At 57.6% G+C, this 17,544-nt stretch carries 15 protein-coding genes; 13 read left to right on the top strand and 2 right to left on the bottom strand.

The genetic code is table 11. From position 1 onward, the window contains the following. Nucleotides 1-12: 12 nt before the first annotated feature. From fdx to tsaA, 13 genes are all read left to right on the top strand, one after another. A complete protein-coding gene (gene fdx, locus ACL7TT_RS08925; RefSeq protein WP_299942962.1) occupies nt 13-351 on the top strand; it encodes an ISC system 2Fe-2S type ferredoxin in 339 nt (112 codons plus the stop codon). 29 nt (nt 352-380) lie between these two features. Next, a complete protein-coding gene (iscX, locus tag ACL7TT_RS08920; RefSeq protein WP_413394814.1) occupies nt 381-575 on the top strand; it encodes a Fe-S cluster assembly protein IscX in 195 nt (64 codons plus the stop codon). 193 nt (nt 576-768) lie between these two features. Further along, the gene (ndk, locus tag ACL7TT_RS08915; RefSeq protein WP_413394812.1) at nt 769-1,197 is read left to right on the top strand and encodes a nucleoside-diphosphate kinase; all 429 of its coding nucleotides are present in this window, start codon (nt 769-771) and stop codon (nt 1,195-1,197) included. Nucleotides 1,198-1,261: 64 nt separating this feature from the next. Continuing rightward, nucleotides 1,262-2,389, top strand: coding sequence for a dual-specificity RNA methyltransferase RlmN (gene rlmN, locus ACL7TT_RS08910; RefSeq protein ID WP_413394810.1), 1,128 nt, complete (start codon nt 1,262-1,264; stop codon nt 2,387-2,389). A 650-nt stretch (nt 2,390-3,039) separates the two neighbouring features. Then, entirely contained in the window at nt 3,040-3,819 is a 780-nt protein-coding gene (gene pilW, locus ACL7TT_RS08905) for a type IV pilus biogenesis/stability protein PilW (protein WP_413394808.1), read from the top strand. Continuing rightward, nucleotides 3,809-4,750 (top strand): RodZ domain-containing protein, encoded by a 942-nt coding sequence (locus ACL7TT_RS08900; RefSeq protein ID WP_413394806.1) that lies wholly within the window; start codon nt 3,809-3,811, stop codon nt 4,748-4,750. The genes pilW and ACL7TT_RS08900 overlap by 11 nt, the downstream gene beginning before the upstream one ends. Nucleotides 4,751-4,850: 100 nt before the next feature. Then, complete coding sequence (gene ispG, locus ACL7TT_RS08895) at nt 4,851-5,990, top strand: flavodoxin-dependent (E)-4-hydroxy-3-methylbut-2-enyl-diphosphate synthase (protein ID WP_413394804.1); 1,140 nt, start codon at nt 4,851-4,853, stop codon at nt 5,988-5,990. Nucleotides 5,991-6,021: 31 nt separating this feature from the next. Further along, nucleotides 6,022-7,284 carry a histidine--tRNA ligase gene (hisS, locus tag ACL7TT_RS08890; RefSeq protein ID WP_413394802.1) on the top strand — a complete coding sequence of 421 codons (1,263 nt, stop codon included), beginning with the start codon at nt 6,022-6,024 and terminating at the stop codon, nt 7,282-7,284. Nucleotides 7,285-7,354: 70 nt separating this feature from the next. After that, a complete protein-coding gene (locus tag ACL7TT_RS08885) occupies nt 7,355-8,068 on the top strand; it encodes a YfgM family protein (RefSeq protein ID WP_413394800.1) in 714 nt (237 codons plus the stop codon). After that, on the top strand, nt 8,068-9,231 hold the full coding sequence (gene bamB / locus ACL7TT_RS08880) for an outer membrane protein assembly factor BamB (RefSeq protein ID WP_299942980.1): 1,164 nt from the start codon (nt 8,068-8,070) through the stop codon (nt 9,229-9,231). Before ACL7TT_RS08885 ends, bamB begins: the two co-directional genes overlap by 1 nt. A 136-nt stretch (nt 9,232-9,367) precedes the next feature. Beyond that, nucleotides 9,368-10,762, top strand: coding sequence for a ribosome biogenesis GTPase Der (gene der / locus ACL7TT_RS08875; RefSeq protein ID WP_413394799.1), 1,395 nt, complete (start codon nt 9,368-9,370; stop codon nt 10,760-10,762). A gap of 179 nt (nt 10,763-10,941) precedes the next feature. Then, on the top strand, nt 10,942-12,408 hold the full coding sequence (locus tag ACL7TT_RS08870; RefSeq protein ID WP_413394798.1) for an NAD-dependent succinate-semialdehyde dehydrogenase: 1,467 nt from the start codon (nt 10,942-10,944) through the stop codon (nt 12,406-12,408). A gap of 53 nt (nt 12,409-12,461) precedes the next feature. Next, the gene (gene tsaA / locus ACL7TT_RS08865) at nt 12,462-13,151 is read left to right on the top strand and encodes a tRNA (N6-threonylcarbamoyladenosine(37)-N6)-methyltransferase TrmO (protein ID WP_413394796.1); all 690 of its coding nucleotides are present in this window, start codon (nt 12,462-12,464) and stop codon (nt 13,149-13,151) included. Between the two features lie 195 nt (nt 13,152-13,346). On the opposite strand, the gene ACL7TT_RS08860 is transcribed toward tsaA, so the two are convergent. After that, the gene (locus ACL7TT_RS08860) at nt 13,347-15,062 is read right to left on the bottom strand and encodes a dipeptidyl-peptidase 3 family protein (RefSeq protein WP_413394795.1); all 1,716 of its coding nucleotides are present in this window, start codon (nt 15,060-15,062) and stop codon (nt 13,347-13,349) included. Between the two features lie 67 nt (nt 15,063-15,129). Beyond that, nucleotides 15,130-16,950 (bottom strand): ABCB family ABC transporter ATP-binding protein/permease, encoded by a 1,821-nt coding sequence (locus ACL7TT_RS08855; RefSeq protein ID WP_413394793.1) that lies wholly within the window; start codon nt 16,948-16,950, stop codon nt 15,130-15,132. Between the last annotated feature and the right edge of the window lie 594 nt (nt 16,951-17,544).

The following is a 17,544-nucleotide window of genomic DNA, read 5'->3' as shown; positions in this document are numbered from 1 at the left end:
GTTATTACCCCCATGCCGAAGATAATATTTTTACCCCACGCCGATATTTGCCCTGAGGGCAAGGTGGTGGAAGTGGCCAGCGGCGTCAGCGTTATCGATGCTGCGCTGACCAATGGTATAGAGATCGAGCACGCCTGCGAGAAGGCCTGTGCCTGTACCACTTGTCATGTGATTGTACGGGAAGGCTTCGATTCCCTGCAGGAGCCCGATGAGCTGGAGGAGGACCTGCTGGACAAGGCCTGGGGTTTGGAGCCGGAATCGCGCCTGTCCTGCCAGGCGATTGTCGAGGAGGAAGACCTGGTAGTGGAGATTCCCAAATACACCATCAACCAGGTTTCGGAAAAGCACTGACCGGCCCGGATAGCGAGGCAGCAAACCTTATGAAGTGGACAGATATTCACGATATTGCCATAGAGCTCAGTGAAGCGCACAGGGATGTTGACCCACTTGCGGTCAATTTTGTTGATCTGCGCCATTGGGTTACGCAGCTCCCCGGTTTTGACGACGACCCGGAACGCTGCGGCGAGAAGATTCTGGAGGCAATACAGGCCGCCTGGATCGAAGAGCGGGAATAGATTGCCAGTGGTGGTGTTGGCTTGGAGTATAAAAGTCGATCAATACCCCGTATAATCCGCCCGCCGCAAAATACGGCGACAAGAAATTGCGTACCCACCGGTGGGTATAGAAGGAATATCAGGGAAGAGCAACTGCGCAGGTTGCTCTTTCTGTCTGTAAGTTCAGTTACGATAACAAAATTTGGAGATAAACATGGCCCTGGAGCGCACCCTTTCCATTATCAAACCGGACGCTGTAGCCAAGAGTGCAATCGGTGAAATTGAGAGCCGTTTTGAGAAGGCCGGCCTGAACATCGTTGCCATGAAGATGCTGCAGCTGTCCCGCGAGAAAGCCGAAGGTTTCTATGCTGAGCACAAAGCGCGTCCGTTTTTCAAGGATCTGGTCGATTTCATGACTTCCGGCCCGGTGGTTGTTCAGGTTCTGGAAGGGGAGAACGCCATCCTCGCCAACCGCGAACTGATGGGTGCCACCAACCCCAAGGAAGCCGCTGCCGGTACTATCCGCGCCGACTTTGCTGAGAGCATCGATGCCAATGCGGTGCATGGCTCCGATTCTGAAGAGTCTGCAACCCGTGAAATAGGCTACTTCTTCAGCGGAGACGAAATCTGCCCGCGCGCCTGATCTGCGCAACCAAACCGCACCGGCCCCGGCAGGGCAGGCGCAGTTCGTACCCGAGGTGAATGCAATGACCCTAGCGCAAACTGAGAAAACCAACCTGCTCGGCCTCTCGGTCGAAAAGCTGGCCGCATTCTTTGAGTCGCTGGGCGAAAAACGCTTCCGTGCGGTCCAGGTGTTGAAATGGATTCACCAGAACGGGGTGGATGATTTTGCTGAGATGACCAATGTCAGCAAGAACCTGCGCCGAAAATTGACGGAAGTGGCCGAAATCCGTGTACCGGACGTGTTGGGTCAGTGGGACTCCGTCGATGGCACGCGCAAATGGCTGATTAATGCTGGCGGTGGCAGTGCCGTTGAGACTGTTTATATACCCGATGGTGACCGCGGTACCCTTTGTGTTTCCTCACAGGTGGGCTGCTCTCTGGATTGCAGTTTCTGTGCCACCGGCAAGCAGGGTTTTAACCGCGATTTGAGTGCGGCGGAAATCATCGGCCAGGTGTGGTTGGCCTGTAAGTCCTTCGGCCAGCTGGAGCCGAAAGGGCCGCGCAAGATCACCAATGTCGTTATGATGGGCATGGGCGAGCCGCTGCTCAATTTCGACAATGTGGTCGATGCCATGAACCTCATGATGGAGGACAATGCCTACGGCATTTCCAAACGCCGTGTGACCCTCTCCACCTCCGGTGTGGTGCCGGCGCTGGACCGCTTGGCGGATGTCACCGATGTAAGCCTGGCGATTTCCCTGCACGCGCCCACCGATGCGTTGCGCAATACGCTGGTACCGATTAATAAAAAGTATCCCATCGCCACCCTGTTGGATTCCGCCCAACGCTATATCGAGCGCATGCCGGATACCCATCGTAAAATGACCATCGAATACACACTGATTCGTGAGGTCAACGATCGCCCCGAACACGCACAACAGTTGGCTGAATTGCTGCGCGATGTACCGGTTAAAATCAACCTGATTCCCTTCAATCCGTTTGAACTGTCCAGTTACCAGCGTGTCAGTAACAATGCTTTGCGACGCTTTCAACAGATTTTGCTGGATAAAGGCTTTACCGTAACGGTGCGCACAACCCGCGGTGGTGATATTGATGCGGCCTGTGGTCAGTTGGCCGGCAGTGTGAATGACCGCACCCGCCGCGCCGAGCGTTACCGGGACGCCGAGCGGCCGGTACGCCTAATGGGTTGATTGCCCGGGCGATCAGGCCGGCTTTTCCGATCTGTTTGTCTCGCACCCCTGAGCAGTGAGTGCGCAGGGCGCAGACCGTATCTCTTGGGGATTGTGCTAACCTGTGACTCCGCTGTATCGGGTCAACAGTAGCCATACGTGAGTCTCTATTTGTGCACAAAAAGGCATCTATATTGCCGAATTTGTTGGCGCATTAAGTGATACGCCTGAATCCCATAATCCCGGCCTTGGCGGTAGGGTGTCTCTTGCTGCAAAGGGTGTATGGACCCACGCTCTCCATGAAGGCGTGGACGGGACCAATCAGGGTGGAATCGGCATGGCGTTGTGTCCCAACCCTGCGCCGCAGAAATCCGGTGATACCAACTGCTGGGTTGCAAAATGGAACTAAAGGGGTACAGGGCTGCAATTGATAGGGCTTTGCGGCAGTATAACTGGGAGACTGATTGGGGTTGAGATCCTTCTGAGTTCGAAACAGCGTACGGGTTCGAGAGACAGATGCAGAGCCTTAGAGCATAGACTGGCGAAGCGGGGGCGGGGTGTCGGCAGTGTTGAATCTTGCGGGTGTCTTTGGCCCTGCGATGAGGTGCTCAACCTGCACCTGCCGCACTGGCCAGTCAGAAAAAATGAAGAATAAATCCATAGGTGATGTTGTGTTCGTTAAACCCCTTGGCCTGCCCTTGGCTGGGCTGATTCTGACCGTGCTGCTGAGTAGCTGTGTAACAACCGGACTGCCGGAGCGCCGGGAAGTCAACCTTGAAAAGGCCCTTGAGACGCATGTTCAGCTCGGGCTGCGCTATTTACGCAATGACAAGAACCGCGAGCTGGCTCGGCACCACTTCAACAAAGCACTGGAACTGGGCGGGAAAAACCCCCTCGCACATCACGGCCTGGCCCTGCTGTACCAGGCGGATGGAGAATTGGGGGTGGCAGAGTCCCACTTTAAAAAAGCGCTGCGCTATGGCGGACAGTTTTCCATGGCGCGTACCAACTACGGGGTATTCCTCTATCAACAGGCTCGTTACAAGGAGGCCCTGAAGCAGTTTCGTCACGCCTCCGGTGACCTGAGCTATAACCGCCGGTTCTTCGCCCTGGTGAATTACGGTCGCACTGCCCGCCGTTTGGGTATGTTGGAAGAGGCCGAGAGTGCCTACGCTCGGGCATTGGCCCTGAATGCCGACCTGCCCGGGGCTCTGCTCGAAATGGCGGAGATGAGGCTTGAAGCCGGTGACTACGCTGCGGCCAAACAGTACCTGGATAAGTACAGTGAGAACAACCGCCAGATTCCCCAGTCCCTGTGGCTGGGTATCCGTATTGAGAAGCGGTTTGGCAACCGGAACAAGGAACTCAGTTACGCGCTTGCCTTGAAGAATTTGTACCCGTACTCTGCGGAGACACTGAAATATCAGGAGTTGAGTGGTAATGACGGATAGCAGTTCCATGCACTGCGACAGTGCCGATGCCATGCCCAGTGCACAGAAGTCCCCCATCTCCCCCGGCAACCTGCTGCGCACAGCGCGCGAGGCTGCCGGCCTGTCCCGCAGGGAACTCTCCCAGCGCCTGTGTATTATCGACAATGCGGTGGAATACTTAGAAGATGACATTTACCAGCGCCAGCCGGAAATGGTCTATGCGCGGGGTTATATTCGCAATATCTGCCGAGAGCTGAGCATCCCCTCTGAGCCGGTGCTGGCGGCCTATGAGGCATGCCGTCCGCAACCGGAAGTGCGCACCGAGGCCCGGCACCTGGAAATGACCCATGCCCTGCGCCCGGCGCGCAGGCGCCCCCAGGGGTTGCTGGCTCTGTTGCCCCTGCTGGCTGCAGCGGGTATTTTTTGGTGGCTGTACGGTGGCCCGGTGTCTATTCCGCAAGTGCGGGTAATGGCATCGCTGACGGAAGGGCAGGGGGTTGCCTCGCCGTCCGGGGAAGTTGCCCAGACAGAAGCTGTGGAGGGATCCGTGCGTGCGACGCCCCAGACAGAGCCTGTCCAAGCCGGGGGAGTGGGCGATCACGGGGATACCGCGGTGGTTTCCGGATCCCCGATCCTGCAAACCGATCTCCCCCAAGCTGAGGAATCTGCGCTGGCCCTATCGTCCGAATTGGCCGCGCTGGACAGGTCACTGCAGGGGCCCCTGCGTCTTCGTTTCGACGAGGATGCCTGGATTGAAGTCAAGGATGCCGGCGGTGTTGTACTGCTGGCGGGCGTTCAGGAGGGCGGGACTTCCAAGTCCCTTGACGGCCGCGCGCCTTTCGAGTTGATGCTCGGCAATGCGCGCGCGACCCACGTTGTCTACCTGGAGAAAACCGTCGATAGCGAACCGATCGGCAACCGCCGCACACGCCGCCTTATTGTCGGCAATTGAGATGGTCATCCCGGTGCGGCAGGGACCTCTGTAGGTTTGTGCCCAATCTCTCTATAATTCCCCCCTCAATTTTCAGCAGCAATACCTCCAGGTCAGCGCTATGCAATTCGAGTCTTCCATTGTCCGCCGCAAGTCGCGCCAGATCATGGTGGGTGATGTGCCCGTCGGCGGCGATGCGCCGATTTCGGTGCAGAGTATGACCAATACTGAAACCTGTGATGTGGCGGCCACTGTGGCGCAGATCCAGCGCCTGGAGCGGGCTGGTGCCGATATCGTACGGGTGTCGGTGCCCAGCATGGACGCCGCTGATGCCTTCGGAGCAATCAGGAAGCAGGTCAGTGTACCGCTGGTCGCGGATATCCATTTCGACTACCGTATTGCCCTGCGGGTGGCTGACCTGGGGGTGGACTGCCTGCGCATCAACCCCGGCAATATTGGTCGCGAAAAACGCATTCGCGCGGTGGTGGACAAGGCCCGCGACCTGAATATCCCCATTCGCATCGGCGTCAATGCGGGCTCCCTGGAAAAAGACCTGCAAAAAAAATATCGCGAACCCACGCCCGATGCGCTGGTGGAGTCCGCCCTGCGCCATGTTGAAATCCTGGACAACCTGGATTTCCAACACTTCAAGGTCAGCGTCAAGGCCTCGGATATCTTTATGGCCACGGCTGCCTACCGCAAACTGGCCCGGCAGATTGAACAGCCGCTGCATCTGGGGATTACCGAAGCCGGCGGTCTGCGCGCGGGCACGGTGAAATCTGCCATCGGTCTCGGTGCCCTGCTGCTCGACGGTATCGGCGATACCCTGCGGGTATCTTTGGCCGCAGACCCGGTGGAAGAGGTCAAGGTGGGCTGGGACCTGCTCAAAAGCCTGCGCCTGCGCACCAAGGGTATCAACTTTATTGCCTGCCCCAGTTGCTCGCGCCAGAATTTTGATGTGGTGAAAACCATGAACGAACTGGAGACGCGCCTGGAGGATGTCACCACTGCATTGGATGTGGCGGTGATCGGCTGTATCGTCAATGGACCCGGCGAAGCGAAGGAGGCGGATATCGGTCTTACCGGCGGCACCCCGAGCCATGCTGTTTATGTCGATGGACAGCCGGATCGAAAATTCAAGAGTGAAACCCTGGTGGATGATCTGGAGCGCCTGATCCGCGACAAGGCTGCGGCCAAGGCCGAGCGAGAGGCGGATATTATCGCCAGATCGCGAGGGACCCTGGCGTCTGCGAAATACTGACAACTATGCGAGATAACAGTAAGGAACGGTATTGAAACAGCTTCGCGCAATACGCGGAATGAACGACCTGCTGCCGGAGCAGTCTCCGGCTTGGCAGTATGTGGAGGCCACTCTCAGCGAGCTCTTCGCCCGCTACGGCTACAGGGAAATTCGCACCCCCCATCTGGAGGCCACACAATTGTTCAGCCGCGCCGTGGGTGAGGCCACCGATATTGTCGAGAAGGAAATGTACACCTTCGATGACAAGAGTGGCGATAGCATAACCCTGCGCCCGGAGGGCACCGCGGGCACCGTGCGCGCGGCTATTCAGAACAATCTGTTGGGCCAGGCCCAGCGCCTGTGGTACTTCGGCCCCATGTTTCGCTACGAGCGCCCGCAAAAGGGCCGCCTGCGCCAGTTTCATCAGTTTGGTGTCGAGGTGTTTGGCATCGAAGGGCCGGATATCGATGCGGAAATCCTGATCATGACCGCGCGACTGTGGCGCCAGTTGGGTATCAGCGAGCATGTCTCCCTGCAGCTGAATTCTCTGGGAAATGCCGCCAGCCGCGCGGCCTACCGCGATGCGCTGGTGGGATACCTGAGCGAGCGCCGCGCGCAGCTCGATGAGGACAGCCAGCGCCGCCTGGAGCGCAACCCGCTGCGTATCCTCGACAGTAAGAGTGCACAAACCCAGGAACTGTTGGCAAATGCACCCTGTCTACTGGATTTCCTCGACGAGGAATCCACCGCGCACTTGACCCGGCTGCGTGAACTGCTGGATGCTGCGCAGGTGAGATACGAGATCAACCCGACCCTGGTGCGCGGCCTCGACTATTACGGCAAGACCGTGTTCGAATGGGTCACCGGCAGTCTCGGCGCCCAGGGTACCGTCTGCGCCGGCGGCCGTTACGATGGCTTGGTGGAGCAGATGGGCGGCAAAGGCACCCCGGCGGTTGGCTTTGGCCTCGGTGTTGAACGCCTGGTGCTGATGCTGGAAACCCTGGGGGCGTTGCCGAAAACCCTGGTCCAGCAGGTGGACGCCTATCTGGTGGCGGTGGGGGATGTACAATCGGCCGCCCTGGCTGCGGCAGAGCAACTGCGTGACGCGTTGCCCTGGTTGCGCCTGCAGGCCCATTGTGGCGGCGGCAGCTTTAAGAGCCAAATGAAGAAGGCCGATAAAAGTGGTGCCGATTTCGCACTCATTATCGGTGAGAACGAGGCTGTAAATGGTCAGATCACAGTGAAATTTCTGCGCTCCGAGCGGTCGCAACAAACCCTTGCGCCGGCGGATCTGGCGGCCCTGCTACAAGGCTGAAGCAAACAGTGAAGAGTGGCGGTGGATTCCGCCCGGAAAGTGAAAAAACAACGGAAAGGCAAATTACGCAATGGCTGAGCATATTACTGAGCAAGAACAAATCGAAACCCTGAAACGCTGGTGGGCGGAGAACGGCAGGGGCATTGTGACCGGTGTGGCCCTGGCTTTGGCCGGTTACTTTGGCTATCAATGGTGGCAGGGCGATCAGCGCGCCAAAGCGGAAGCCGCCTCAGATCTGTACCAGAGTTTTGTGGAGGCCGTCTCCGCCAACAACAACCAGCCGGATAACAAACAGCTGACGACCGCGAAGACGCTCGCCGAGCAATTGAAGAGCGATTTTGGCAGCCGTATTTACGCCAGCCAGGCCTCCCTGCGCCTGGCCGCCATTGCCGCTGACAGCAACAATCTGGAAGCTGCGCAGCAACAGTTGCAATGGGTGTTCGACAACAGCGGTGAGACCGCTTTGCAGTTGTTGGCCAAACGCCGTCTCGCCGCGGTTGTGGCCGCGCGGGGCAATCCGGATGAAGCCCTGGAGCTGGTCGCGGGTACTGTGCCCCCGGCCTTTGCCGCGCTCTATTCCGAAACCCGCGGTGACATTCTGAAGCAGAAGGGGGAAGATGCGAGTGCACATGCTGCCTATGAACAGGCGTTGACCGAGCTGTTGCCGGAGCAGGCTGGCAGTGCCCAGCTTCTGCGTCTCAAGGCCGATAGCCTCGCAGCCGCCAGCGGCGATGGGATGCCGCAAGAGGAGTCAAGTGAGCCAACATCGGGGGGAGAGGATTGATGGGATATCTGAAACACTCTGTGCGGCGCGCGGTGATTGCCGCTCTGGCATTTACTCTGGGCGCCTGCGCCTCCAACGATGAGAAGGAAGAGGTAGAGCCGCTCGAGTTGGTGGAAATCACCTCCAGCGTGTCGCTGCGCGAAGTCTGGTCTGCGGATGTAGGCAGTATTGATGTGAAGCGCTACGCCATGCTGCAGCCGAGCCTGTCCGATGACAGGTTAGTGGCTGCCAGCAGCGATGGCGAAGTCACTGCGTTCGAACGCAGCACCGGCACAACACTTTGGGAAACCGATCTGGATGTGGAACTCAGTGGTGGTGTTGGTGCCGGACTCGGTATCGCCGTGGTGTCGGACTATCGTGGTCGCGCTGTGGCCCTGGATTTGAACAGCGGCAGCGAGCTGTGGAGCTACCAGGTATCCGGCGAGGTTGTGTCTGCACCAGCGGTGGGCTCGGGCGTGGTGGTGCTGCAAACCGTGGACGGCAAACTGGTTGGGCTGGATGCCGGCAGTGGAGAGGAACTCTGGAATTACAATACCAGTCTGCCGGTATTGACCCTGCGCGGTACGGCAGCGCCCGTGATCAGTGGCGGTATGGTCATCGCAGGGCTCGACAACGGCAAGCTGATTGCTCTGGATGCCCGCGATGGCATTCCCCGCTGGGAACAGCGCGTTGCCATTCCCCAGGGGTCCGCGGAACTGGAGCGGGTTGTGGATATCGACGGCTCTCCGGTGGTGCGCGGCGATCTGGTCTTCGCGGCCAGTTACCAGGGGCGTGTTGTGGCCTTGTCCAAGGAGGGCGGTCGCGGTCTCTGGGCGCGGGGTGCTTCCACCCACCACGCCGTGGCAGTGGGCGGTGGCCACGTCTTTCTCAGTGGTGCCTCCGGCAGTGTCTACGCCTACAATGTGGGCAATGGTCAGATCGACTGGAGCAACAACGCGCTGCTGCGCCGTGAGCTGAGTGGCCCAGTGTATTTTGAGGATGTTGTGGTTGTCGGAGATCTGGAGGGCTACCTGCACCTGCTGGATCCCGGCACCGGCCAGTTTATCGGCCGGGAGCAGGTGGATGGTGACCCGATACGTATTCCCATGCTGGTGGACAGTGATCTGTTGTTTGTGCTGTCGGACGACGGCAAGCTGGTTGCTCTGCGCCTCACACGGGGTTAGTCCCCTGAAAAATAGTGTCGGCCAAGAGGGGTTCGCCATTGGAGCCGGAGCCTGAAAAAAGCTTGCCGACAAAATGTATTGACATCGCCCGCCCTGTGCGGGCGATTGTATTTATTGGGCCAAAGCCAGAATCTGTATGTTGCCAGTAATCGCCCTGGTCGGGCGCCCCAATGTGGGCAAATCCACACTGTTTAACCGTCTTACAGGGCGTCGCGACGCTCTGGTAGCCAACTACGCAGGGCTCACGCGCGATCGCAAATACGGTGAAGCCGAAATTGACGGACGCAAAGTGCTGCTTGTCGATACCGGTGGTATTAGCGGCGGGGAAGCGGGGATTGATGCGGTGATGGCGGAACAGTCCATGCAGGCCATCGAAGAGGCGGATATTGTGCTCTTCCTGGTGGATAGTCGCACCGGCCTCACATCGGCGGACGAGATGATTGCCGATCAGCTGCGCATCCGCTCCAAGCCCACCTTCCTGGTCGCCAACAAGGTTGACGGGGTCAATCCGGATATTGCCCTGGCGCCTTTTTACGAGTTGGGCATTGGTGAAGTGTTTCCCACCACTGCGACTCAGGGTCGCGGTGTGCGCACCCTGATGCAGCGCGTGTTGGGAGACCTGTCTGAGCCACTTGAAGCCGCTCAGACTGAAGAGGCCACCGGCATCAAGATCGCCATCGTCGGGCGCCCCAATGTGGGTAAATCCACCCTGGTGAACCGCCTGTTGGGCGAAGATCGCGTGGTGGTCTACGACCAGCCCGGTACCACCCGTGACAGTATCTATATCAACTATGAACGCGATGAGAACCCCTATACCCTGATTGATACTGCCGGCGTCCGGCGCCGCAAGAATATCAAGGAATCGGTGGAAAAGTTTTCCATTGTCAAAACCCTGCAAGCCGTGGAAGACGCCAATGTGGTGGTGCTGGTGATCGATGCCCGCGAGGGGCTGGTGGATCAGGATATGCACCTGATGGGGGCTGTGATCCAGGCCGGTCGAGCCCTGGTGGTGGCCCTGAACAAGTGGGATGGGTTGGAGATAGACCATCGCGATTATGTCAAGGCGGAACTGGAGCGCCGCCTGCGCTTTGTGGAATTTGCCGATGTACACTTTATTTCGGCCCTGCATGGCACCGGTGTGGGCCACTTGTACAAATCCATTGAGGCCGCTTACCAGAGTGCTACGGACAAACTGTCCACCAATCAGCTAACGCGGATATTGCGCTGGGCGGTCAGCGAACACCAGCCTCCGTTGGTCAATGGCCACCGTATCAAGCTGCGCTACGCCCATGCCGGTGGACAGAACCCCCCGGTGATCGTGGTTCACGGCAACCAGACGGAGCAGGTGCCTGCGCATTATGTACGCTATCTGGAAAAGACTTTCCGCAAGGCCCTGGAGCTGCAGGGGACGCCGGTGAAGGTTGAATTTCGCACTGGTGACAACCCTTATGCCGGCAAAAAAAACAAACTGACTGACCGGCAGAAGGCCAAGAAGCGCCGCCTGATGAAGTTTGTGAAAAAGAAAAAATAGATCTGCAGGATACAAGCCGCTGGGTACCACAGCATGCGTGCAGTGCTCAAATGGAATAGGGGCAGTCTCTGTTGTCAAGGCTTCGGCCAATAATACTGGGCAGGAGTATATTAGGGGTTGCTATCGTAGCAGGTGATCCCGCGTGAGGCGGGCATCAGGGAAGACTTCACAAGGAGAAAATGATGCTGGAGCTAAAGAACCCCGCGCTGTTGCGCACCGAGTCGTATATCAACGGTCAGTGGATCAATGCGGATTCCGGTGCAACTTTCGATGTCACCGACCCGGCTACTGGCAAGGTGGTGGCCAAAGTCTCCGACCTGGGCGCGGATGAGACCCGCCGCGCGATTGAGGCGGCCTCCGCCGCCTGGCCCGCCTGGCGGGGCACTCCGGTCAAAGAACGGGCAAAAACCCTGCGCCGCTGGTACGACCTGGTGATTGCCAACACCGATGACCTGGCCAGGATTCTTACCGCAGAACAGGGCAAGCCCCTGTCCGAAGCACAAACGGAAATTGTCTACAGCGCCAACTATATCGAGTGGTTTTCCGAAGAGGCCAAGCGTGCCTACGGGGACGTGATAGCGCCGCCTGCCGGTGATCGCCGTATTGTGGTCATCAAGCAACCTGTGGGGGTCACCTGCTCTATAACGCCGTGGAATTTCCCCTGCGCCATGATTGCCCGCAAGATGGCACCGGCCCTGGCCGCCGGCTGCCCCTTTATCGCCAAGCCCGCCCAAGAGACACCGCTTTCCGCCCTGGCACTGGCGGTACTGGCGGAGGAAGCTGGCATTCCCGCAGGCATCTTCAATATTGTGACGGGTGAAAATGCACCCGCCATCGGCGCCGAGATGACCTCGAACCCGCTGGTGCGCAAATTCACCTTTACCGGTTCCACTGCGGTAGGCAAGCTGCTGCAGGCCCAGTGTGCGCAAACCATGAAGAAAACCTCGATGGAACTGGGGGGGAATGCGCCGTTTATTGTCTTCGATGATGCGCATTTGGACGAGGCGGTGAAGGGGGCGATTATCTGCAAGTATCGCAATGCCGGTCAAACCTGTGTCTGCGCCAACCGCATTTTGGTGCAAGAGGGCGTTTATGAGGCATTTGCCAGTAAATTTACTGCAGCTGTGAATAACCTTACATTGGGTAACGGTTTTGACGGCCATACCGATCTCGGCCCGATGATTACTGCCAAGGCGATTAAAAAGGTGGAGTCACTGGTGGAGGATGCGCTGCAGAAGGGGGCTCAGACACTGGTCGCCGGTGGCCCCAGCGCCTTGGGCGACAGTTTTTATGCCCCGGTGGTGCTCGGTGACGCAAGCGATCAGATGAAGTTGTTCACAGAAGAAATTTTTGGGCCTGTCGCCCCTCTGTATAGATTCTCCACCGAGGAGGAAGCGGTTCGTATGGCGAACGATACGGAGTTTGGCCTCGCCTCTTACTTCTACTCCCGCGATATTGGCCGTATCTGTCGTGTCGCCGAGGGACTGGAATATGGCATGGTGGGAATCAACGAGGGGGTTATCTCCAATGAGATGGCCCCATTTGGCGGCGTGAAAGAGTCCGGCCAGGGTCGCGAGGGTTCCAAATATGGGATCGACGATTATCTGGAAATCAAGTATCTCTGTCTCGGTGGTATCGATCAATAAGCGCAGCAAGGAGTTTAAAATAACCAGCCTGAAATCTACGCATTGTAATGTCTATGGTTGTTGAGCCCATTGCACGGGTGTATTCCTGTTTCGGTGAAAAGTTTGGTGTTCCCCGGCAGCCCCGCCTCGCCGATGCCAGCCGTGCAAGTATTGAACTGCTGCCGCCGGTCAATGTGGCAGATGCGGTGGCGGGGCTGGAGGCAAACAGCCATATCTGGGTGGTGTTCCAATTCCATCGCGCTGCTGGGCACTGGTCTCCCAAGGTGCGTCCGCCGCGTCTCGGCGGCAACAGGAAACTCGGGGTACTGGCCACCCGTTCCCCCTTTCGCCCCAACAATATCGGTTTTTCGGTAGTGCGCCTGTTGGAAGTGCGCACTTCCCCGAAAGTGGAATTGATCGTCGCCGGCGTCGATCTGGTCGATGGTACGCCTGTGGTGGACATCAAACCCTATATCCCCTATGCCGATGCCGTGGATGAAGCCCAGAGTACTTTTGCAGATTCTGCACCGGCACTGACGCCGGTTACCATTCCCGAACCTATTCTGGCCCAGGCCCGGGCTTACCGCGATGGGTGGGGAACGGATCTTGCGAGTTTGATTGCACAGGTACTGGCACAGGATCCAAGACCCGCTTACCAAAAATCGGCGCCAGGGCGGGTCTATGGGATGAAATTATGCAATTTCAATTTGTGCTGGCGCTATACCGATCAGGGCATAGAGGTGGTCTCCCTGACCGAATTGTGATCGCTCCTTCAGTGATGAGTGACAGGTGTGCTCAAGAGTCAGTGGTGAAGAGAGGGTGAACCCGGCAATCACCTGGTTGATCCCCGGCCTGATTGATGGCCGGGTGAATCCTGGCGACCAGGCTAATTTTCGATAGGGAAAGGGGGTTTTCCTTTCCCCGGTTCTCCTATCCTGCGGTGTACTTCAGCCCCATAACTAGAGACCCAGTACGGCCTTACCCTGGATAAAGGTCACATCGACAGGAATATTCGCTTTCGCAAGGCGGTCCAGGTCAGTTTGCAGTTCCGGGCCAATCACGCCCTGCTCAGCGAGCAGGTTCTTGGCCTGCGCGTAGTCGCCATCGCCCTGAATGGTGAGGATCAGACGGGACAGATTGGTCATGGCTTGTTGCATTCGCTCGAAGTCCACGTTGTATTGCCCGGTGGCGGCATCGCGGGTAAAGGCACCCTGGTCTCTGAAGAAGTTGAAACGCACCATATTGGCTTTGCCGTGGGCACTGGCGGCACCAAAGCGAACACTGCGGAAGATTCCGGCAAGGAAAGTGACATAGTTGTCCATCAACTCGCCATCCTCGATCTCCCCCTTCTCGTACAGGCGCGTGACCATATACAGCCCGAGAATATCCGCCTTGCCTTCTTCCAGGGCGGAGGAAGTCTCTTTCAGCGCCTGGCGAACATTCTCGCCACCATTCAGGGTCTTTTTGATCCCGAGCCCGTGGGCCACTTCATGGAACATGGTGTTGGCAAAGAAAGCGGGGAAGGTGATGTGTTTGCGTTGATCCGGAGCAATCAGCACATCGCTGATGGGCACCAGGATCTTATCGAATTTGGCGCGCATGGCATTTTTTAACTGCAGGCGGCGGGTGCCCTTGGCCAGTTGCACTTCTTCATCATTGGGTAGATTGATGGCAATGGTCTTGGAACCGGCATTGCTGTGGCCCGCATAGAACAGCACGTCGTAGGCGTTCAGGTCGGAGTCCGTACCCGGCTTTTCAGACTTGTATTGCGCTTCAACCGGCAGACCCTTCTGCAACTCGGGTAAAAGCGCGGCAAACTTGGCCAGTTTTCCGCTCCAGGCCTTGTCCTTCAACAGGACATAGGATTCGTAGGCGGTGCGGTAGGCAAACAGCTGGTCCTCGTAGTTTTCAATAGGGCCGATCACCACGTCGATCTCGTTTTCCTTCATATCCATCCAGGCCATATCACTGGGACGGAAATTGTCGGTCAGGAGTGCGTCTGCGCGCAGGTTCAGGTAGTGGGCAAACGCCTTGTTCTCGGCTAATGCTGCGGCCTGGCGCAGAATGTCCGCGGCCTTCTTCAGTTCGGCATTGTAGGCATTGTGGTAAGGTATCAGTGCCAGGTTGCCGGTGCTATCGCGACGCACCAGGGAGTAGAGGCCGTCTTTTCCGGGTTGGTTCCAGTCATCAAATTCCTTGCGGGTCATATCCGCCGGATAAAAATTGGCGCCTGATGGTTTTGGCCCGTAACCGACAATAAACGGTTTGTTGCCGTTGAGACGGTCCCAGGGACCGTAGTTAATCTCGGCAAATTTGCGCGCGCGGCCGTCTTCGATATCCGGCAGCAGCACTTCCGCCGGGCCATAGGATTGCAGCCAGAACAACCGATCCATAACTTGGCTGGCATCAATCAGCAGGCCGATCATTTTACGCTGGTTGTCCGACAGTCCGCTCAGGTTCGCGGTGAGCTCTACCGGAACATAAATATCGAAACGCTTGTCTGCGTTTTCCACAGTCTGGCCGCTGGAGGGAGTCACAGTCTCCGACTCGACGATCTGCGCTTTAGCTTCGTCCCTGGAGATTTCCTCAGCTTGCTTATCCTTGGAACAGCCGCCAATAAGTGCCAGTGCCAATAGTGCGGCAGCTATCCTGGTGGACGGAAAGGGAATAGTCATCATCGCTCTGCCTATCATTATCTTTTACCGGCGCCACATTAGTCGGGCTGTGCGAAATTATCAACCGTCAGGAAAGCGGGGCATCTGCCGCCGTTTCTGCCTCGGTGCCGCGCTCTTGTTGTTGAATACGCCAAAGGGTCGCGTAATGCCCTGCCAAGGCCAGCAACTGGGAGTGTGAGCCTTGCTCCACGATCCGGCCCTGTTCCATCACCAGGATCTTATCCGCATCCACAATGGTCGACAGGCGGTGCGCGATAACCAAGGTCGTCTGCTCGCGGGCGATTTCCTGTAGTGAGGCAACAATGCTGCGCTCCGAGCGACTGTCCAGCGAAGAGGTCGCTTCATCGAAAATCATAATCGGTGGCTTTTTCAGCAGTGCGCGGGCAATGGCTACCCGCTGCTTCTCTCCGCCGGAGAGTTTCAGGCCCCGCTCCCCCACCAGGGTATCGATCCCCTGGGGCAGTTGTTGCACGAAATCGGACAGGTGCGCGTGGCGGATTGCGTGCATCACCTCTTCATCACCAGCATCAACCCGGCCGTAACGTACATTTTCCTTGATCGACTGGTTAAACAGTACTGCATCCTGGGGTACAACACCGATGATGCGGCGCAGGGATGCCTGGGTGACCTGGCGGATATCCTGGCCATCAACGCGGATACTGCCGGCACCGGGTTCGTAGAAGCGAAACAGCAACTTGGACAGTGTGGACTTGCCAGCACCGCTGGCACCCACAATAGCGACTTTCTGGCGGGGCAGGACCGAGAAACTGATACCCTTGAGGATCTTGCGGTTGTCCCTATAGCCAAACTGGACATCCTCGAAGTCAATACGGCCTCCATTCACTTGCAGAGTTTGGGCACCGGAGATGTCCGACACGGCCGGTTTCACGGCGAGCAGGGAAAACATTTTTTCGATATTGGCAAGGGCGCCTTTCATTTCCCGATAAACAAAGCCGAGGAAATTCAACGGGATGAAAATCTGCATCATAAAGGCGTTGACCAGCACAAAATCGCCAATACTCATCTGCCCTCTGACCACCCCCGCCGCTGCAAGGACCATAGCGGTGCACATGGCACCGGCGATAATAAAGGCCTGGCCGCTGTTCAATCCGAACAGTGACAGGCGGTTGCTGCGCCGCGCCTGTTCCCACACTGCCAATTCGTGGTCGTAGTGGCCGGACTCGTGCTGCTCGTTGGTGAAGTACTTGACCGTCTCGTAGTTCAGCAGGCTGTCCACCGCCCGGTTACTGGCCTGGGACTCCGCCTGGTTAAGTGCCCGCACAAAGCGCGTTCGCCACTCCGTGGCCACCACCGAAAAACCGATATAGGCGATCACTGCCGCCAGAACCACAACGGCGAAAACGCCGCTGTAGTTCCACCACAAGAGCCCCGCCACCATGGTGATTTCCACCAGGGTGGGTACGATATTGAATACCATAAAGCGCATCAGAAAACCGATGCCGCTGTTGCCGCGCTCAATGTCCCGGGACAGGCCACCGGTGCGCCGGTCCAGGTGGAAATCCAGATCCAGTGTGTGCAGGTGCTGGAAGACCTCCAGTCCCACTCTGCGCTGGGCGCGCTCGGTTACCCTGCCAAAGATGGTATCGCGCAGCTCGCCGAACAGGGTATTCGAAAAGCGTACTGCACCATAGGCCAGGAGCAGTCCCAATGGCAGCGCAACGGCCTGGGCAGTGGCGCCGGCGCTATCCAGGTCATCCACGATGTGTTTGAGGATAAATGGCAGGGTCACTCCGGCGATCTTGGCGCCGATAAGGCATAGAAGCGCCAAAACAACCGCCCGGCGGAATTCCAGCAGGTAGGGCACGAGGGTTTTCAAAGCACTCCAGTGTACTTCATCCAATGTGGCGGTGGACTTGGGTCTGGGCATAGCGACTACCAGCGAGCAAAACGTACCCATTATAAATAGACACAGGCTTGTTTTGCGCGCGAATATTATTCGACAGCCTCACACTGGAAATTGCACTTTTGACCCGACGCTATTTGCGGTATCAGGGGCAATCACCGCAATCAAGCCCTGGATGTCAGGTGTGGTGAGGACGGTGTAGTCGATAACCGCTGTCGGCCGGGCCGCCCGTTTGAGTATGTCCAAGGAATTGCGCAGGAATTGTTTTTTCCGGATGCAGATAACAGGAGCGAGCTTCTGCTGCGGTTACTGATCTGCCTGGTAAACGGATGGAAGGGGGCTTACGGAACAGGTAGCTGCTGCTGGCTATAGGAGGAGCCTGGCCCTTGTTAACCAAGTGACTCTGCGCAGCTGCTGCAGTGCATTAATGGTGCAGGTCAAAAACGAAATGGGCAGCCTGTTTATCGTGGATACTTAGCAGCCCCGGATAGTTGGCGTGTATCTATTCCAATAAGAGAAAGAGCAACGACTTCCGCCTCGCCTTGGCGTCTATTATTAAACCGGCAACCGGACAGGTTAAGGGCGGCTGGTCACAATACAGACAATAATGAGCGAGGG

The sequence above is a fragment of the Microbulbifer jejuensis genome, assembly GCF_047289955.1.
Lineage (GTDB): Bacteria > Pseudomonadota > Gammaproteobacteria > Pseudomonadales > Cellvibrionaceae > Microbulbifer.
This window is presented reverse-complemented; position numbering and strand designations above follow the sequence as displayed.

What these genes read in the sequence shown, in the direction of transcription:
- ACL7TT_RS08885 (WP_413394800.1), top strand. Translation starts at nt 7,355, where the DNA reads ATGGCTGAGCATATTACTGAGCAAGAACAAATCGAAACCCTGAAACGC.
- iscX (WP_413394814.1), top strand. Translation starts at nt 381, where the DNA reads ATGAAGTGGACAGATATTCACGATATTGCCATAGAGCTCAGTGAAGCG.
- ispG (WP_413394804.1), top strand. Translation starts at nt 4,851, where the DNA reads ATGCAATTCGAGTCTTCCATTGTCCGCCGCAAGTCGCGCCAGATCATG.
- rlmN (WP_413394810.1), top strand. Translation starts at nt 1,262, where the DNA reads ATGACCCTAGCGCAAACTGAGAAAACCAACCTGCTCGGCCTCTCGGTC.
- tsaA (WP_413394796.1), top strand. Translation starts at nt 12,462, where the DNA reads ATGGTTGTTGAGCCCATTGCACGGGTGTATTCCTGTTTCGGTGAAAAG.
- fdx (WP_299942962.1), top strand. Translation starts at nt 13, where the DNA reads ATGCCGAAGATAATATTTTTACCCCACGCCGATATTTGCCCTGAGGGC.
- bamB (WP_299942980.1), top strand. Translation starts at nt 8,068, where the DNA reads ATGGGATATCTGAAACACTCTGTGCGGCGCGCGGTGATTGCCGCTCTG.
- ndk (WP_413394812.1), top strand. Translation starts at nt 769, where the DNA reads ATGGCCCTGGAGCGCACCCTTTCCATTATCAAACCGGACGCTGTAGCC.
- der (WP_413394799.1), top strand. Translation starts at nt 9,368, where the DNA reads ATGTTGCCAGTAATCGCCCTGGTCGGGCGCCCCAATGTGGGCAAATCC.
- ACL7TT_RS08870 (WP_413394798.1), top strand. Translation starts at nt 10,942, where the DNA reads ATGATGCTGGAGCTAAAGAACCCCGCGCTGTTGCGCACCGAGTCGTAT.
- ACL7TT_RS08855 (WP_413394793.1), bottom strand. Translation starts at nt 16,950, where the DNA reads ATGCCCAGACCCAAGTCCACCGCCACATTGGATGAAGTACACTGGAGT.
- ACL7TT_RS08900 (WP_413394806.1), top strand. Translation starts at nt 3,809, where the DNA reads ATGACGGATAGCAGTTCCATGCACTGCGACAGTGCCGATGCCATGCCC.
- ACL7TT_RS08860 (WP_413394795.1), bottom strand. Translation starts at nt 15,062, where the DNA reads ATGACTATTCCCTTTCCGTCCACCAGGATAGCTGCCGCACTATTGGCA.